The 19,270-nt window shown below is 33.5% G+C and carries 11 protein-coding genes; 7 read left to right on the top strand and 4 right to left on the bottom strand.

What is annotated here, in order from left to right:
• Positions 1-165 precede the first annotated feature (165 nt).
• Complete coding sequence (locus ACP7AV_RS08920) at positions 166-585, bottom strand: hypothetical protein (RefSeq protein WP_426091655.1); 420 nt, start codon at positions 583-585, stop codon at positions 166-168.
• 2 nt (positions 586-587) lie between these two features.
• Complete coding sequence (locus ACP7AV_RS08925) at positions 588-872, bottom strand: hypothetical protein (RefSeq protein WP_426091656.1); 285 nt, start codon at positions 870-872, stop codon at positions 588-590.
• A gap of 1,003 nt (positions 873-1,875) precedes the next feature.
• Here ACP7AV_RS08925 and dnaK point away from each other — a divergent pair.
• Positions 1,876-3,765, top strand: coding sequence for a molecular chaperone DnaK (gene dnaK, locus ACP7AV_RS08930; RefSeq protein ID WP_426063298.1), 1,890 nt, complete (start codon positions 1,876-1,878; stop codon positions 3,763-3,765).
• Positions 3,766-3,852: 87 nt separating this feature from the next.
• On the opposite strand, the gene ACP7AV_RS08935 is transcribed toward dnaK, so the two are convergent.
• The gene (locus ACP7AV_RS08935) at positions 3,853-4,755 is read right to left on the bottom strand and encodes a Brp/Blh family beta-carotene 15,15'-dioxygenase (RefSeq protein ID WP_426091657.1); all 903 of its coding nucleotides are present in this window, start codon (positions 4,753-4,755) and stop codon (positions 3,853-3,855) included.
• A gap of 111 nt (positions 4,756-4,866) precedes the next feature.
• Here ACP7AV_RS08935 and ACP7AV_RS08940 point away from each other — a divergent pair, with 111 nt between their 5' ends.
• The gene (locus ACP7AV_RS08940) at positions 4,867-5,592 is read left to right on the top strand and encodes a bacteriorhodopsin-like (protein WP_426091658.1); all 726 of its coding nucleotides are present in this window, start codon (positions 4,867-4,869) and stop codon (positions 5,590-5,592) included.
• Between the two features lie 263 nt (positions 5,593-5,855).
• On the opposite strand, the gene ACP7AV_RS08945 is transcribed toward ACP7AV_RS08940, so the two are convergent.
• A complete protein-coding gene (locus ACP7AV_RS08945) occupies positions 5,856-8,417 on the bottom strand; it encodes a zinc-dependent metalloprotease (RefSeq protein WP_426091659.1) in 2,562 nt (853 codons plus the stop codon).
• A 341-nt stretch (positions 8,418-8,758) separates the two neighbouring features.
• Here ACP7AV_RS08945 and corA point away from each other — a divergent pair, with 341 nt between their 5' ends.
• The 5 genes from corA (at position 8,759) to ACP7AV_RS08970 (ending at position 19,270) form a co-directional block, all read left to right on the top strand.
• On the top strand, positions 8,759-9,829 hold the full coding sequence (corA, locus tag ACP7AV_RS08950; protein ID WP_426091660.1) for a magnesium/cobalt transporter CorA: 1,071 nt from the start codon (positions 8,759-8,761) through the stop codon (positions 9,827-9,829).
• A 52-nt stretch (positions 9,830-9,881) separates the two neighbouring features.
• Positions 9,882-11,975 (top strand): phosphate acetyltransferase, encoded by a 2,094-nt coding sequence (gene pta, locus ACP7AV_RS08955; RefSeq protein ID WP_426091661.1) that lies wholly within the window; start codon positions 9,882-9,884, stop codon positions 11,973-11,975.
• A gap of 1 nt (position 11,976) precedes the next feature.
• Positions 11,977-13,176, top strand: coding sequence for an acetate/propionate family kinase (locus ACP7AV_RS08960; protein WP_426091662.1), 1,200 nt, complete (start codon positions 11,977-11,979; stop codon positions 13,174-13,176).
• Positions 13,177-13,274: 98 nt separating this feature from the next.
• Positions 13,275-16,019, top strand: a complete 2,745-nt coding sequence (locus ACP7AV_RS08965) for a histidine kinase (protein ID WP_426091663.1) — start codon at positions 13,275-13,277, stop codon at positions 16,017-16,019.
• 242 nt (positions 16,020-16,261) lie between these two features.
• The gene (locus ACP7AV_RS08970; protein WP_426091664.1) at positions 16,262-19,270 is read left to right on the top strand and encodes a SusC/RagA family TonB-linked outer membrane protein; all 3,009 of its coding nucleotides are present in this window, start codon (positions 16,262-16,264) and stop codon (positions 19,268-19,270) included.

Genomic DNA, 19,270 nt, shown 5'->3' on the forward strand with positions numbered 1-19,270 from the left:
CAAAAAGTTGTTCCCAACTTTTTCAACAAGCCGTTGGAACGGAATTTTGTACTCGAAAAATAACCAACATATAACCCTCTTAAAAGTTGTGAATAACTTTATGATGCTTTACATAGGAGTAGCTGTTAGCCGTTCGGTTTTTTATTTATTCCATTTTCAATTGTTTCAAAACCAAGTAATAACTGTATAAATTCCAATTATTAAGCTTAATGCTAATATTCCAATAATTGCAAAACAACCAAATTTTAATAAATCATCTTTAATACTAGGAATATAGGCTTTTTCTGCAATTATTTCTCCTCTTTTTTCCAAAATAGGTTTAATATATGCAATCATAACTTCTCCTTCAAACCACTTTTGATTAAAACCAAAAGGAATAAAATCTTTTTCTTTATTCTCAATTATAGTTTCAGTATTTATTGAAGCTTTCAAAAGTTCAATTGCAAACAATTTAAATCCATCTTTGTTAGCTTTAAGATGACATTCATCTTCTCCATCATGATAATACAAACCAATTGTTCCATTTTCTTTTGAAACATTTTGCTCTAATTTTTCAATTATGGTTTCTAATTCTATTTTATCCACTTTTAGTCAAATGTTACACTTCCTGAAATCACATATTCAGAAATTTCGTTATTCTCATCAAATATATTTCCGTTTACCATTACTGTTGAGTTTCTGAATAAAGGTTTAAACGTTTCGGTTTCATTTTGCGGTTTCAATTCTATAAATTTACTTTCAATATTTTCTCCTTTTATGGATTTTATCATTTTGACGATCAATTTATCCCCATTTCTTTCAGACAAAATATCGCCAAATATATTTCCATATTTCCAATTTTCTGGTTTGTGAACTATAATTCTAACTCCCATTTCACTTTTTTTATTTCGGTTTTCGGTCGCTCGAAACTGACGGCTAACGTTCTCGCGCTACAAGCAGTTTGGGATTAAATCAGCGTTATCTTTCGGATTTACCAAATCTTCCAAATACAAACCAATTTTTTCCATTAAGCCAAATCCCCAAATTGCTTGTAGCGTGTGTTATGGGGCGGTTTTTTTGTCGAAATTACGATTATCACACAAAGTTTTCACGTTTCTGTTGGCAAAATCCAATTTTCACGTTTCCGTTTTTCTGCTCGTAATTTCGGCGTATTATTTTCAATTATTCACTTTTTAATTTTTGCGCAAAACTTTTCAAGTTTCTCTTTTTTAAGTTTTAGTTAGCAGATTCTGACTTTTACGTTTCTGCTTTTCAGATTCCAATTTTCACGCTTCTGTTGGCAAGTTCCAACTTTCACGCTTCAGTTTTTCGTCTATTTATTGTCAGATTCTAACTTTCCGCCTTCTGATGGCGATTCCGATTTTTACCCTTCTGTTTTTTAAGTTTCTGCGAGCTGTGAACGTTATTTCCAAATCGAAATTACCTGCGTAATTTCGGCACAACTGCCCCATAACTTGTATATTCTCGCTACAAACTAGCGCATATACACCCAAAATCGGTATGCTTTGCGCTACAAATAGCTTTTCTATCTTTCCGCTAATGTAATTAATATATTACGAATTATTGATATTGAAATTTTAAAGTAATCGAATAAAAATAAATGAACTTAGGAATCAGATTTCCTAGCCCCGATAGCAGCGGCATCCTTTTCTTTTTTTCTTAAAAAAGAAAAGATATAGCGAATAGCGGGAATCAGCTCCTAATTCCGACTTCCGCCAAAATGAAAAACCCAATGAAATGTCATCTTGTCAGATTTTTTTACGCCAATTTTAACACAAACTGACAATTCAATAGGCCGTTTTGTATTGGCACAAAGATTGACTTATCGATTCCGAGTCATTAAAACATGTATACAAAAAATTAAATATATTAAAAATGGGTAAAATAATCGGAATTGATTTAGGTACGACCAACTCTTGTGTTTCTGTAATGGAAGGTAATGAAGCAGTTGTTATTCCTAATGCAGAGGGAAAAAGAACAACACCATCTATCATCGCTTTTGTTGAAGGTGGAGAAATTAAAGTAGGAGATCCTGCTAAAAGACAAGCGGTAACTAATCCAACAAAGACTATTGCTTCTATCAAACGTTTTATGGGTCATTCTTTTTCAGAAATTACAGCTGAAGCAAAAAGAGTTTCTTATTCAGTAGTAAAAGGGGACAACAACACACCACGTGTGGATATTGATGGTCGTTTATACACTGCTCAAGAATTGTCAGCTATGACACTTCAAAAAATGAAAAAAACAGCTGAAGACTATTTAGGTCAAACTGTTACCGAAGCAGTTATTACTGTTCCAGCATACTTTAATGATGCACAACGTCAAGCTACAAAAGAAGCGGGTGAAATTGCAGGTCTTAAAGTAATGCGTATTATCAACGAACCTACAGCTGCTGCACTTGCTTACGGTTTAGATAAAAAAGGTAAAGATCAAAAAATTGCTGTTTACGATTTAGGTGGAGGTACATTTGATATTTCTGTTCTTGAATTAGGAGACGGAGTTTTTGAAGTATTGTCTACTAATGGTGATACTCACTTAGGTGGAGATGATTTTGACCACGAAATTATTGACTGGTTAGCTGACGAATTTAAAGCTGAAGAAGGTATTGACTTACGTCTTGATCCAATGTCATTGCAACGTTTGAAAGAAGCTGCTGAGAAAGCAAAAATTGAATTGTCTTCTTCTGCTGAAACTGAAATCAACTTGCCATATGTAACTGCTACGGCTTCAGGACCAAAACACTTAGTTAAAAAATTAACTAGAGCTCAATTTGAAAAATTAACTGATTCATTAGTGAAACGTTCTATGGCACCAGTTGCTAAAGCGTTGAAAGATGCAGGTTTAACTGTTTCAGATATTGACGAAGTTATTTTGGTTGGAGGTTCTACTCGTATGCCAAGAATTGCTGAAGAGGTTGAAAAATTCTTTGGTAAAAAAGCGTCAAAAGGAGTAAACCCTGATGAGGTTGTTGCAATTGGAGCAGCTATTCAAGGTGGAGTTCTTTCTGGAGATGTAAAAGATGTATTGTTACTTGACGTTACACCTTTATCTTTAGGTATCGAAACTATGGGTGGTGTTTTGACTAAATTAATTGAGTCTAACACAACTATTCCAACTAAAAAATCTCAAGTTTTCTCTACAGCTGCAGATTCTCAACCAACAGTTGAAATCCACGTTTTGCAAGGAGACAGAGCCATGGCAGTTGACAACAAAACTATCGGTCGTTTCCATTTAGATGGTATTCCACCAGCTCCAAGAGGTGTTCCACAAATTGAAGTAACTTTTGATATTGATGCTAATGGTATCATCAAAGTTTCGGCTACTGATAAAGGAACTGGAAAATCTCACGATATTCGTATTGAAGCTTCTTCTGGATTGACTTCTGAAGAAATTGAAAGAATGAAAAAAGATGCAGAAGCTAATGCTGACTCTGACAAACTTTTAAGAGAAAGAGCAGAAAAATTGAATGAAGCAGACGGAATGATTTTCCAAACTGAAACTCAATTAAAAGAATTAGGTTCTAAATTATCTGATGAAAACAAAGTTGCTGTAGAATATGCATTAACTGAATTGAGAATGGCACACCAATCTCAAGACATCCCTGCAATTCAAACGGCTCTTGACAACATCAACGCTGCTTGGAAAAAAGCAACTGAGGCGATGTATGCTCAAGGAGAACAAGGTCAAGGAGAAGCACAACCGCAAGGGGATGCTGCTACTCAAGGTGACAATGTTGAAGACGTTGAATTTGAAGAAGTAAAATAATAATTTCCCGTAAAGATACACTGCGGTGCATCGTTACTGTTGATTTAGAAAACCGTTTGCCTTTGGTAAACGGTTTTTTTATGCGTTTTATTTTTTAGTTTGTTTTTTACCTCGAAACATTTCTGTAATTACTGCTACATGGGGAAATGTTATAGCAGCTAAAAAAGAGAAAAATAAAGCATTAAAGAGCTGTTCTCCTTTGCACAAATAGTAGATTAATGTGATTCCTAATATTGAAATGAACCAATAAATTCCTGCTGCTCTACAATAGGCAATAAAATATTTCATGGAAAAAGAGCCATTCAAAAATTTAATTTGGTCAATTATAGAAGGAATACTGTGCCACAAGACAAAATATATAGCGAATCCCCATATTAGACTGGAAGATTTAAAAAGGATTGCAAACAGAACCAAATAGAAGAATTCCAAAAGCAGTTTACTTCTGATTTTTTCTGATTTCCAAAACAAATAAGCACTTAAACCGATAAAAACGATGCCTGAAATTTGCAGTAGTAAAAATAAAGACTGGCTTGGTATACTAATATTTGCGATGTTCAAGATGATATTTTGCACTTCACCAGAGTGAAAATTAAACAATAACAATAAAATTACAAATCCGTATAAAAATTGGAACAGTATTACGAGCCATTGTGGAAATTTATGCTGAATAAAAGTTTGCCATTGCTGTTCTCCAAAATGGTACGCACTCACAATAATGAATAATAGAAGCGCCACATAAGGTATTGTATAAAACAAAAGTATACCTGTTAAAACTACAGCAATATAATACCCTAATGTTTTTAGTCTTGAATTGGATTGTTTTGTGGTATCGATATTTTCAATTAAAAGTAGATCATTTGCACCATGCAAAATACCAAAAGTAAAAATTAGGAGGAAACCCAATATTATCTGAAGCTTATCTGTTAAAAAAGAGTCCATCCACAACCCAAAAAAACTGGCTACAATTGCAATATTTGAATAATTTTTCATAAATTTTAATTATCGTTTAAAATTAGTCAAAAAATATTAAACAAAAATCATTTTTTATTGTTTAACTTTTACTACATTTGAGTAAACAAAAACCATTAAAATTATTTATTTATGACAAATTTTATGTTTATTTCAGGATTAGTCGGAAAATTATCCCCAACCGATTACGTAGGTTTTACATTTTTTGTGGGCTGTATGGCAATGATGGCCGCTTCAGCATTTTTCTTTTTATCCTTAAGCCAGTTTGATAAAAAGTGGCGAACTTCAGTATTAGTGTCAGGATTAATTACTTTTATTGCTGCTGTACATTATTTCTACATGAGAGATTATTGGGCTTCATTTGGTGAATCGCCAACATTTTTTCGTTATGTAGACTGGGTACTTACCGTACCGTTAATGTGTTTAGAATTCTACCTAATACTAAAAGTGGCAGGAGCAAAACAATCATTATTATGGAAAATGATTATTTACTCGGTGATCATGTTAGTAACAGGTTACTTTGGTGAAGTGGTATTCACGGATAGTGCTGCGCTTTGGGGATTCATTTCCGGATTAGCTTACTTTGCGATCGTGTACGAGATTTGGTTAGGCGAAGCTGCAAAATTAGCGGCAGTAGCTGGAGGCGAAGTACAGAAAGCACACAAAATTTTATGTTGGTTTGTACTTGTTGGTTGGTCTATTTATCCATTAGGATATATGATGGGAACAACAGGATGGTACAACGGATTTATACCAGCGGGTAATATTGACGTGGTTTATAACATTGCTGATGCGATCAATAAAATCGGTTTTGGTTTAGTAATTTATAGTTTAGCCGTAAAATCTTCAAGAGATTAATAACGTTCTTTATATTTACTATTTATTTGTTAAAACCGGACTAGAAATAGTTCGGTTTTTTTGTGGTATTACATGAAATAAAATACCCGACCTATTTTTTAAATAAGTCGGGTATTTTAATTCTATCATTATTGTTATTTATCACGCAGAGACGCACTGAAGTGCGTTTCTTTAACGTACATTTCTACAAGAAACATTACATTAAAGTCACATTTAACAAAAAAAGGGAAAATATTGTTTGAACATTTTCCCTTTTTAATTTATTATTTAGGATCTAAAGCTTCGCCAATTCTAGATATTAAATCAAGTACATGGTATTTACTAATTCGGTCTGACATTCTAGCGGAAGACATTTTTAAATCATTTTTAAGTGAATTCAATTGACCTCTGGCAATAGAAGGTAAATCTGTTTGGGCCAAATTCACTCTTTTGGTATTGAACCCGTACGTTACACCAACTGGTACCGACCTTACTTCTGCATTGCCAGGCTTGAGTAAGCCAATCATTTTGTCTACGTATAATTTTTGAATGTTTCTGCGATACATATCGATAGAACTGTTGCTTTTCAATTCAGAAAAAATTCCTTTATTCAAATCAGTAATTAATTCGTCTACTGAATAATTGTCTTTACTCGCCGTTGAGGTTTCTAAAAGGCGAACCATTCTGTCACCGGCTAACAAGCTAGTTAATGTTGCATCCTGCATTCCTTTAATAGCTTCAACACCACTTTCCGGGTTTATTTTTGAAAGAACGTTTTGATCTAGTAACCATTTTGGAGTGGTGAACAATTGCGTATTTAAGAATGCCACAGCATCTTTTTGGATACTTTTTGGCACTACTTGAAATTGATTGCCAGACATGTCATAGGTTTTTGGAGAGTCATAAATTCCACCCACGTTTTTAGTAACGTGTCCCATGTATCTTCTGAATTGTCCTGTAAGTGCGCCATAAAGCTCATCTAATTCAGCATAACTTTCACCATCTTCTTTTGTCCATTCTAATAAATTAGGAAGAATCCTTTTCAGGTTTTTTATTCCATATTCAGAAGCTCTCATTGCATTATCACCAATATCTTCTGTTTGGTATCTTGGATCGTAAGGACTTGTTTCAGAACCAAACCATAAGCGATTGTTTTTGTACGCCTCCTTAGTCATTTCGTTTAAGAAAGCTTTCTCTTGCGCTTCATTTTTAGTGTCTTCAAAATAAGAATATCCCCATTTGATAGCCCATTTGTCATAATCTCCAATTCTAGGAAATAAAGTTGTAACGTTATCTTCAGGCTGTGCAACATAATTAAAACGTGCATAATCCATGATAGAAGAAGTATGACCGTTTTTCGCTTGGTAATCTTTATCTCTAAGTTTTTCAACCGGAGTGGCTGAACTTGCTCCCATATTGTGACGCAACCCTAAAGTATGTCCTACTTCATGAGAGGAAACAAAACGGATTAACTCTCCCATTAACTTATCATCAAACTTTTTTGATCTTGCAGCCGGATCAACAGCGGCAGTTTGAATCAAATACCAGTTTCTTAAAAGACTCATGATATTGTGGTACCAACCAATGTGGCTTTCTAAAATTTCACCGCTTCTTGGATCGTGAACGTTTGGACCATAAGCATTTTGAATTTCAGCTGCGAAGTATCTTAAAACAGAAAAACGAGCATCTTCCAAGCTCATTGTTGGATCATTTTCTGGCCAATATTCTCCTCGAATAGCATTCTTCCAACCAGCTCCTTCAAAAGCGATTTGCCAATCGTCAATACCTTGTTTGATGAATTTTTTCCATTTTTCCGGAGTCGCCGGGTCAATGTAATACACAATCGGTTTCAAAGGTTCAATTAATTCACCCTTTTTTTGTTTTTGTGCATCTTCAGGTGACTTAGGCTCTAAACGCCATCTCACAGCAAATACTTTGGTGTCTGATTTTTGAGATTCTTCTTCAAACACACCATATTGGTTTGCAAAATAGCCTACACGAGCATCAAATTCTCTTTTGCGCATCGGATTTTTTGGCAATAAAATCATAGAAGTATTCATTTCTACAGTAACTACTCCCGCATCTAAAGCGGATGGTAAATCAACTCCAATTTTTGGTGTTGGTGTCGTATTGATTTTTGGGGGTGTTGTTGTGAAGGTTTTTACACTTCTAATTTCAGTGTTTATTGGAAAACTACTTACTTTGGAGATAAACGATCTGTCTTTTTGAAACGTTTGGATGTTTAATAATTGTTTCTTGATTGGATCCAAAGAAAAAGTTTGAACATCAGCATCGAAAGTTGTTGCTAAATCTACTACATAACCAGTAATCTTTCCAGTTTCATCTTTTTTGTACGCCAGAACATCATAATTTCCAATGATTGGGTCAGAAGTTGAATTTTTAACCGCCTGAGCCATTGGTTTATCTTCATCCGGTGTCATAATAACGTAAGTAATTGATCGGAGCAGGATGTTGTTATTTAATCCTTTTTCCCATCGAACCACCTGTCTGTTGATTTCTTCTCCACCAAAAATTCCGCCACCGGCCGGAGTTTTAGAATATCGGGTAATGGTCATCATTTCGCTTCCTAAAATAGAATCTGGAATTTCAAAAAGGTATTTGTTGTCTACTTTATGAACATCAATAAGTCCTCTTTGCGTAACTGCACTTGAATCAATTACTTTTTTGTACAGTTTAGGTTCTTTCTTGGCATCAGAAACTTTGGTATCCACTTTGGCAACAGCATTTTTATCTGCTTTTCTTTTTTTTCGACTTTGAGCGAATGTCTCTGGAGCTGAAAAAATCAGCAGAAATACAATAAATAAGGTTAATTTTTTTTTAAGCATTTGGTTCAACATAAAATAGTTAATAATTAGTTTTCAGTGCGTAAATAGGAGAATTTGCTATTTATTCGGCATTAATCTTCAAATCTATTGATATATTTTTAAAAATATATATTTTGAAAATGCAATTTTGAATAATTAACATAAATTAACATTCGTGGAATATGTAATTATTTACTATGCTTACATGATTTTTCTCATAGAAGAGATGGTTGTTTCTGTGTATTTTCGCTTTAAAATTAGTAAATAGTTAGGTATAACTTTTGATTTTGGCAATGCCAAAAGGCGGAAGTAGCCGTACTTTTGATTTTTTATTGTATTATTACTTTATAAATGATTTTTGAATGAGAAAAATTAAATACAAGAAAGGAAAGAAATTGCAACCTTACAATCTGGAATATACAGGGATTCACAAAACCAAAGATTCAGAGATGCAATTATTTGTTTACGATGATTTGAATTTAGCAGAATATGAGGATTTTAAGGTTTCTAATTTAGACAACTATATAGAAAAACAAAAAACGAATTGGGTAAATATTCACGGTCTAAATAATGTGGAATGGCTAAAATCTATTGGAAATTATTTTAAAATAGATAATTTCATGTTAGCCGATATTTTAAATACAACAAGAAGAACTAAACTTGAAGAATCACACGAATTTTTATTCTTTAATATCAAATCACTTTTGCCTGCAGAACATTCAGATAATATTAGTGTTGAACAAATAAGTTTTTTGATAAAGGATGGTGTTTTAATTTCTTTTCAAGAAAAAAGAAGTGATTTTTTTACTCATATTCGGGAGCGGATTCGCACACATTCGGGCTTAGTGAGAGAGAAAAAAGCGGATTATTTGTTGTATATCCTGCTGGACGCTATTATGGAAAATTTCTACATCACGTTAGAAAATGAAGAAGACAAAGTAGAAGAGTTGATCAATCTTACCAAGAAAAGTGTAGATCCAATAATTTTAGAAAAGATTGAGAAACACAGGGATAATTTTAATTTCTTAAAACGATCCATCATTCCGCTGCGCGATTCTTTATATGATATTAAAAGCGTCAAGGACGACAATATTTTTAATGCTATGGAATCAGATACTTTCAGCTTTTTTTCTCGATTGCACCAAAAGAGTTTAGAACTTTTAGAACAAATTGAATCGGATATGGGATCATTAGAAAGTGCTTCAAATTTCTTTTTTTCGGCGCAAACCCATAAGATGAATGAGATTATGAAAACGCTCACCATCGTTTCGGCAATATTTATTCCGCTTACTTTTATTGTGGGAGTTTATGGTATGAATTTTGAAAATTTGCCTGAACTAAAATATCAATATGGTTATCATATTGTGATGGGAATCATGTTTTTGATTGTGATGGGAATGATAATCTATTTTAAAAAACGCCGATGGTTTTAATACGTAAAATACAATATCTCTAATTTTTTTGGAATTAATTTAAAAACAAAAAATGAATAAGGCCATTTATATAGCGACAAGCGAGCAAAATAGCGGTAAGTCTATCGTCACACTGGGACTAATGAGCATGCTAATTGGTAAAACTGCCAAGGTTGGTTATTTCAGACCAATAATTGAGGATACTGAAGAAGGAGGATTTGACAATCATATCGAAACGGTGTTAAGTCATTTTGGTTTGGATATCGAGTTTGAAGATGCATTTGCCATCACAAAAAGTAAACTAATCAAGAAAAAAAATAAAGGAAAAATAGGGGAGGTTCTCGATTTGATTATTGAAAAATATAAGAAATTAGAGGAACGTTTTGATTTTGTTTTGGTCGAAGGAACCGGATTTAGTGGCGAAGGAACGGTGATAGAATTAGATATGAATGTTTTGATTGCTAAAAATCTTGGAATCCCAACCATTATTGTAGGTTCAGGAGTGGGCAAAACGCTGGAAGAGTTATTGGACAGTTTGTATCTCGCTTATGATTCATTCAAAGTTAAGGATGTGGAGGTTTTGGCCGTAATTGCCAATAAGGTGCAGCAGGAGAATATAGAAATAGTAACGAATGGATTACGAAAAGCTTTGCCTGAAAGTGTAATGGTAAATGCGATTCCATTAGTCCATAATTTAAACAACCCAACAGTACAGGAAATCGTCAATGAGTTGGATGCCAAAGTTTTATTTGGTGCCGCTAATTTGAACAATCAAACGGGAAACTTTAGCGTTGGCGCTATGCAATTGTGTAATTATTTGCTGCATTTAAAAGAGAATAGCCTGGTAATTACTCCCGGAGATCGTGCCGACATTATTTTGGGCGCTTTACAAGCCAATGAATCCCTTAATTATCCCACAATTTCCGGGATTGTGTTGACAGGAAATATTTTGCCGGAAATCAGTATTTTGAAATTGATAGAAGGACTTTCGCCGGTTGTTCCAATTATTGCCGTTGAAGAAGGGACTTATTTTATCACTAATAAAATAGGATCTATAAAATCTAAAATCTACGCAAACAACAAGCAGAAGATTGAAATTTCTATTACTACTTTCGAAAAATATGTAGACTTAGACAACTTGGCTGAAAAGCTGATCACTTTTGAAGCAGAAGGAATGACGCCAAAAATGTTCCAGTATAATTTGGTAAAAAGAGCCAGAAAACACAGGAAACACATTGTACTGCCGGAAGGAAATGATGATCGAATTATTATGGCGGCTTCCCGTTTATTAGAAATGGATGTGGTGGATATTTCTATCATAGGCAACAAGAAACAAATAGAAAACAAAGTTTCAGAATTGGGTTTGTTTTTTGATTTTTCTAAAGTGCAAATCATTAATCCGATAGAATCCGAGCATTATGATGATTATGTAAACACGTATTTTGAGTTGCGAAAAGCAAAAAACGTAACTGTAGGAATGGCGAAAGATTTGATGGAAGATGTTTCGTATTTTGGTACGATGATGGTCTACAAAGGACATGCTGACGGAATGGTTTCCGGTGCTGCACATACCACGCAACATACTATTTTACCGGCGTTGCAATTCATTAAAACAAAACCCAATTCCTCTGTCGTTTCATCGATATTTTTTATGTGTTTAGAGGACAGAGTTTCTGTTTTTGGAGATTGTGCCATTAATCCAAATCCTACTGCGGAGCAATTGGCTGAAATTGCCATTTCATCTGCCGATTCCAGTTTGGCTTTTGGAATCGATCCAAAAATCGCCATGCTTTCTTACTCATCCGGTTCTTCAGGAAAAGGAGATGAAGTGGATAAAGTGCGAACAGCAACTGAAATAGTCAGAAAAAAACGCCCCGACTTAAAAATTGAAGGGCCTATTCAATATGATGCCGCCGTAGATATGGAAGTGGGAAAAAGTAAAATGCCAAATTCGGAAGTGGCAGGACAAGCCAGCGTTCTAATTTTTCCTGATTTAAACACGGGAAACAATACGTATAAAGCAGTTCAAAGAGAAACTGGCGCATTAGCCATTGGACCGATGTTACAGGGACTGAACAAACCTGTCAATGATTTAAGCCGCGGTTGTACAGTTGATGATATTATAAATACAGTCGTGATTACTGCGATTCAAGCTCAAGGATTATAAAATGAAAATAGTAATTATAAACTCAGGAAGTTCTTCCATAAAATACCAATTAATCATTATGCCGGCAAATGAAGTAATTTGTTCGGGGATGATTGACAGAATAGGATTGGAAACTTCGAATCTAACATATGTTACAAATAGTACTAAATTAGAGGAAACGTTGCCTATTGCAAACCATAAAATAGGTTTGGAGAAAATTGCCAAATTACTGATGGATGAAACAATAGGAGTAATCAAAAGTACGGATGAAATAGAAGCTGTCGGTCATCGTGTGGTGCATGGCGGAAGCGCTTTTTCGAATACCGTAATTATTACCAGTGAGGTAAAAGACAAAATCAGAGAACTTTTTGATTTAGCACCCTTACATAATCCAGCGAATTTGGAAGGAATAAATGTGGCCGAGGAAATTTTCAATTCGGCAATACAAGTGGCTGTTTTTGATACTGCTTTCCATCAAACGATTCCAGTTGTGGCGCACAAATATGCATTGCCGAATTCCCTTTTGACAGACAATAAAATACGCGTATATGGTTTTCATGGAACGAGTCATAAGTATGTTTCAGAAAAGGCGATTCATTATTTGAAACAGAAATCTATAAATAAAGTTTCGAAAATTATTACCATACATTTAGGAAATGGATGTAGCATGACAGCCATAAAGGACGGAAAAAGCATTGACCATACGCTTGGTTTTGGTCCTATGAATGGTTTAATAATGGGAACCCGAAGCGGAGATGTAGATCAATCCGTGATTTTTTATCTGGTTAACTCTTTGGGATATACGCTTGATGATGTCAATACGATGTTGCAGAAACAAAGTGGAATGCTTGGGCTTACAGGCTACAGCGATTTGAGGGATATTGAAGCGAATGCAGCGATAGGGAATGTTGATTGCCAGTTGGCTTTAGATATGAATGCCTATCGAATTAAAAAACATATTGGTTCGTATACGGCAGTTTTAAATGGACTTGATGCTATTGTTTTTACGGCAGGAATAGGAGAGAATTCCTCTTATATTCGAAAATTGGTATGTACAGATATGGATTATTTCGGAATAGAATTAGACGATTCTAAGAATGAAATTCGTTCAAATGAAATTCGGGAAATCAATACACCCGACTCGAAAACAAAAATATTGGTCATTCCTACTAATGAGGAAATCGAAATAGCCAATCAGGTATTTAAATTATTGACGAATTAAGAAATTAATCAACTTGAAAAAAGCTTCTGTAAACAGAGGCTTTTTTTATGGCTTTTATTTGAGAAATCTAATTATATTTGGATATAAAACGCCACATTTTGAAAGCAAGAATTACAGTATTGATCCTGTTATATTTTTTTTCGTTTCAACTTTATTCTCAAGAGTTGCTTCCTTTTGTTGAAAATTACAACAAATCTGATTATCATGGGGATAACCAAATTTGGAATGTAGCACAAGGAAATGATAATGCTATGTATTTTGCCAATAATTATTATTTATTGCGGTATGATGGCGTAAAATGGGAGAAATATTCGTTACCCAACAAAACGATAATCCGTTCCATAATGGTGGATGGAGATAGAATTTATTCCGGTTCTTACAAGGAATTTGGTTATTGGTACCGAAAAAACGGAAAGATGTTTTATGTTTCTATTTCTGATAAAACAACGATTTTTGATGAGAGTGATAATGAGGAGATTTGGAAAATTTTTAAATTTAAAGATAAAATTTACTTTCAATCTTTTAATGGAATTTTTCTGTATAATGGAAAAATAATCAAAAAAAATAAGTTTGATTTTTTGGTTTCCTATTGTTTTCCTGTTGGTAATGAATTATTAGTTGCTTCAGTAGAAAAAGGAATTTACAAGATGAATAATTCCAAGTTTGAAAAAGTAAAAGGTTGGGATGTTTTAGAAAATAATGTTATTCATGCTATTGAAAAATTTCAGAACCAAACGTATGTTTTTACCAAAAAAAATGGAGTTTATGTTGACAATAATGGTGTTTTAAGTCCTTGGAAAAATCCTTTAAACGATATTTTAAAAATGGCTAACATCAATGTGGCTAAATTTATTAAAAACAATAAATTAATCATTGGTACAGCAAGTAAAGGTGTTTTTGTTTTTGATTTAAACACAAATTCCTATAAAAACATCAATAGAAATAATGTCTTGATGAACAATTCTATTTTGAGTGTGGGTCTGGACAAAGAAAATGATTTATGGCTTGGTCTGGATAATGGAATTGCACATATTGAGGTCAATTCGCCAATATCTATTTTCTATGATAACTCGGGCGTTTTAGGCTCTGTGTATTCTGTCGCTACTATTGATAAAGGTTATTTGATGGCGTCCAATCATGGTATTTTTAAATTAGAAGGCAATCAATTTACTTTAGTTCCCAATACCGAAGGCCAGGCATGGAATATCAGTAAAATAAATAACAAATACCTGATAGGTCACAACGAAGGCACTTTTGTTTACGATAAAGGATTGCTCTATAAATTAAGTGCTATACATGGAGGTTGGAATGTAGCAAAAAGCAGTATCAATAATTCGTATTTGCAAGCAACATATAGCGGCGTAATTATTTATAATGATATTGATGATTTGAATCAAAAGATAAGTATTAAAAGATTAATTAAACCAATTAAATATGTAGCTCAAAATAGGAAAAATGAAATATGGGCTGCCGATAACAATAGAGGTTTGTATCGCATTCTGTATAATGATGCCTATGAAACTACTGCGATTGAAAATGTTACCCAACGTAGCAAAATTAGTAATGATTTTGGTGTAAAAATATTTGAATTTAGAAACGACATACTTTTTTTGATAAATAAATCCTGGTATACTTACAATTCAATCACCAATCAACTGGAAGAAAATGAATTATTTAATACTAATTTTAAAAATGTATCAAATATTGTTTCTATTGATGAAAATTACTTTCTGATACTTCAAGAAGGCCTTTTGTACCATGTTTATGCCAATGGCAATAAATTTGTCCGTACTGTTATTCAAGAGAAATATTACAAGGGGAAAATTATTAATGATAATTTAAAAGTTTTTAAAAACAAAGATAATTATCTGTTAAATCTCGATGACGGTTTTATCTCGTTGCAATTAAAGTACACGAATAAAATAGAATCAAATATAAAAATAGAAGCATTTGTTAATGATAATTTGGTCAGCAATAAAGCAACAATACCATACAATTCGGAACTTCGTGTAGATGTAATCTCAGGTGCTTTTGGTGCAGCAAGGCCGAATTTATTTTACAAAATTAATGGAACTAAAGAATATATACCTGTAAATGAAGGTCTGATTGTCTTGAATAACTTGAATAGTGGTTCTAATGAGATTACCGTTTATCTTCATGATGGACTGAATTATGATAAAATTTCCAATTTTCAATTTGTTGTCGCTAAACCGTGGTATTTTTCTATTTGGATGATTTTATTGTACTTTGTTGTAGTTGGAGGAATACTGTATTTGTATTACAAATGGAATAAAATGCGATACATACAGAAACTGGAATTGCGTGACGAGGAATTAAAACATCAAAAGAAAATTCTGGAGATGGAATTGAAAGCCGAAAACGAACTGAATATTCAGGAGTATGAAAAGCACATCTTAGAACTGGAATTACAAACTAAATCATCTGAGGTTACCGGCAAATCACTTTCAATTGCGAAACAAGGTGAAATGATTGAAAACATTCAAAATATCTTGGATTCCGATGTGGATTTTAATAAACTGAAAAGTGAAATTAAAAAAGTCATAAAAATTAATGCCGTAAATAAGCATGAATGGGAAACGTTTGAAACAAATTTGAATCATCTTCACAATGAATTTATAATTAACCTTTCTAAAAAATATCCTAACTTAACTTCGAAGGATATTAAGCTTTGCATTTACTTAAAAATGAATCTTTCGTCGAAAGAAATTGCACCTCTAATCAATATTTCTTTTAGGGGCGTAGAACTACATCGTTATCGTTTAAGGAAAAAATTAAACTTAGTTCAGGACGAAAACCTTTCCAAATTTTTATTATCAATATAAAAAAAGAGTTCTTTTTATAGATATTATATTAATTAACCTCTTTAATTGTGGAATTATAGTACATCATTACTACATCATTTAGATGCAGTATAATGTGTTTTTACCTTTCGTAGCTATAGTAAAATAGTGATTTTGTGTGCTAAATCAGTATTTTGATGTATTCATGTAGTAATTCCGTTTTGTCAACTATAACGTTGTAATTATCTAATTTGGCTTTACTAACTTTAACAAATTATTAATATATGAGAAATTTTATTATTAGCTTTTTAGTACTCATTCTACTTCCAGCATACATGTCTGGCCAAGTAATTAAGGGAAAGGTATCAGATAAAAACGGCATCGGCATTCCAGGTGCAATCATAGTTGCTGTTGATTCAAAAACAAATGCAAACAGTGACTTTGACGGAAATTTTGAAATTAAGGCGTCAGAAGGTGAAATTTTACAAATTTCGATGTTAGGTTTTCAATCGAATACCGCAGTCGCTACTGCAAACCTGATGCGTATTGTTCTTCAGGAAGATCAAGAAATGCAATTAGATGAAGTCATCGTTATTGGGTATGGAACTCGAAAAATAATTGATAATACGTCCTCCGTTACTTCGTTAAAAGCAGAGGAAATTTCTAAAACTAAAGTTTTGAATGCTTCACAAGCCATACAAGGAAAAGCCGCGGGAGTTCAAGTAATTTCATCTGATTTACCGGGTAGTTCACCTACGGTAGTTATTAGGGGTTTAGGTACTGCAATTGGCGGACGTACACCATTATTTGTGGTTGATGGGATGCCGACAGATAACATTAATAATATTAATACTAACGATATTACGTCTTATGAAATTTTGAAAGATGCATCCTCTCTCGCTATTTATGGTACCAGAGCTGCTAATGGTGTTATCATAATTACCACTAAAAAGGGAAAAGGAGACAAAGTTTCAGTAGAATTTGAAACTTTTGCAGGTTTTAGACAGCCTTTAAAAAAAGTGAAAATGGCAGGAAGTAACAAGTTTTCGCATTATTCGAATGCTGCACTGCAATCCACTACTTTTTCACAAGATCAACCAGTAAATACAGATTGGTTTGATGCTATTACTAGGACAGGATCATATACTCAAAATAACGTTTCGGTTTCCGGATCAACTGAAAAAATTAAATATTTTTTCAGTGTTGGTAACTACGAAGAAAAAGGAATTCTCAATGGATTAGATTACAGTCGTACCACTTTTAGGAATAACAATGAATACAAGATTTCTGATAAGCTAACTTTAAATCAAAACTTTAGTTTTGGTTCGACTAACTCATCTCCAAAACCTTTGGGCGCTTTTACTACTGCTTATAAACAATCACCAATAGTTCCTGTCTTTTTTCCTGATGGTCAATATGGGGTTCCACTTGTAGGAGCAAATGGTTTTGCAGGTACATCTGGTAATTTATTTAACAATGTGGGTAATCCTTTAGCGCAATTAGACTTTTTTGATGAAGAGCAAAGAAGTTTAACGTTGCAAGGTGGTTTGAAATTAGATTATGATATTTTAGAGTCTTTAAAATTTACTTCCCAATTTAATGGGGAGTATTATTCTTGGAAAAATTATAACTTCTCTGATTCACAAGGAATCTGGATGGCGCAAAACCCCGATACAAGTCCAGCGGATTATAAAGCAGCTAATCAAGGAGTTCCTTTAAATTTATTGACTAAAGGTAGATCACAATATTTCAATTGGAATTTAACGAATTACTTTACCTACAATAAAGTTTTTGGGGAGATTCATGATGTTGAACTTACGGGAGGAATTGAAACTTCTATTAGAGGATCTAGAGAAACCTTGAGTGTTACCAGAAAAAATGTTAATGCAGATGCTAATTATTGGGCTTTAAACGACGTTGATTATTCCGGTAATATAATGAATTATAGCGATGTAGTTTCTAATGAAACTAAGTTGGCTTCTTATTTTGGACGTTTCCAATATAAATTAATGGATCGTTACTTAATTACGGGAACACTAAGACGTGATGGCTCTTCTAATTTTGGGACAGATTATCGTTGGGGAACGTTTCCTGCTTTTGGTTTAGGTTGGATTATCACCAAAGAAGGTTTTATGGCGGATGTTAAAGGAGTTAATTTACTGAAATTAAGAGGAGGTTGGGGTAAATTAGGAAACCAAAACGTACCCCTTAATAATCAAGCGTATGCATCAGGATTGAGTTATTATTTAGGAGGTTCTATTTTAAACGAAGGGACGACTATTAATTCTCAGATTGATCCCAGCTTATCTTGGGAAATTACTGAAGAAGCATCCGCGGGTGTAGATTTTGAATTTTTAAACAGCAGATTAAAAGGATCATTTGATGTCTATGATAAAACAACAACGAATGTTATTTTAAATACAAAACCTTATCTGACTTCTGGAATAAGTAATTCCTCTCCGGCACATGTTGGTGAGGTATCAAACAAAGGATATGAAATTGCATTGCGTTGGGATGATCAATTGACGGATAATTTGAGTTATTGGGTTGGAGGTAATTTTTCAAATAACCAAAATAAACTTTCAGGTCTAAAAGATGCAACTCTGGCACCACTTATTGGTGGAAGTTTAGGAAACGGACAGGATACTAAAATATTAGATAATACTTCCGTTGGTCAGCCGTTAGGTAGTTTCTTTATCTACGAATATGCCGGTTTTGATCCTGCTAATGGGGCTATGTTGTACTACAATGTAACAGGTGAAAAAGTGACACAAGGTGTTCTGGCCAATGCAGATAAAAAATATGTAGGCTCTATTTTGCCTACCTCCACGTATGGGGTTACATTTGGAGTGAATTATAAAAACTTTGATTTCTCAGTTGATGGGTATGGAACTTCAGGAGCTAAAGTGTACAATGGTAAAAAAGCACAACGTTTTGGAGGTGAAAACATTGAAGAATCTTTGGCCACTGATTTTTGGACCTTAAACAATACGACGGCTTCAAATCCAGCACCTTTTAATCAAGTTCCGGTTGCTTCTACTTATTATTTAGAATCAGGGGACTTCTTAAGAATCAACAACATTACGTTAGGATATAAAATTCCTTTAAAAGGAGGATTTATAAATTCTTGCAGAATATATGTTAATGCGATAAATCCATTAATCACTCAAAAATTCTCTGGTTTTTCACCTGAATTGAATGGGAATGGAGATCCTTATGGAACACAAGGAATTGAGTTAGATGCTTATCCTACCTTAAGGTCATTTGTTATTGGGGCTAATTTAAAATTTTAA

Origin of the sequence: Flavobacterium sp. DSR3-2, assembly GCF_049896525.1 — a bacterium.
Lineage (GTDB): Bacteria > Bacteroidota > Bacteroidia > Flavobacteriales > Flavobacteriaceae > Flavobacterium.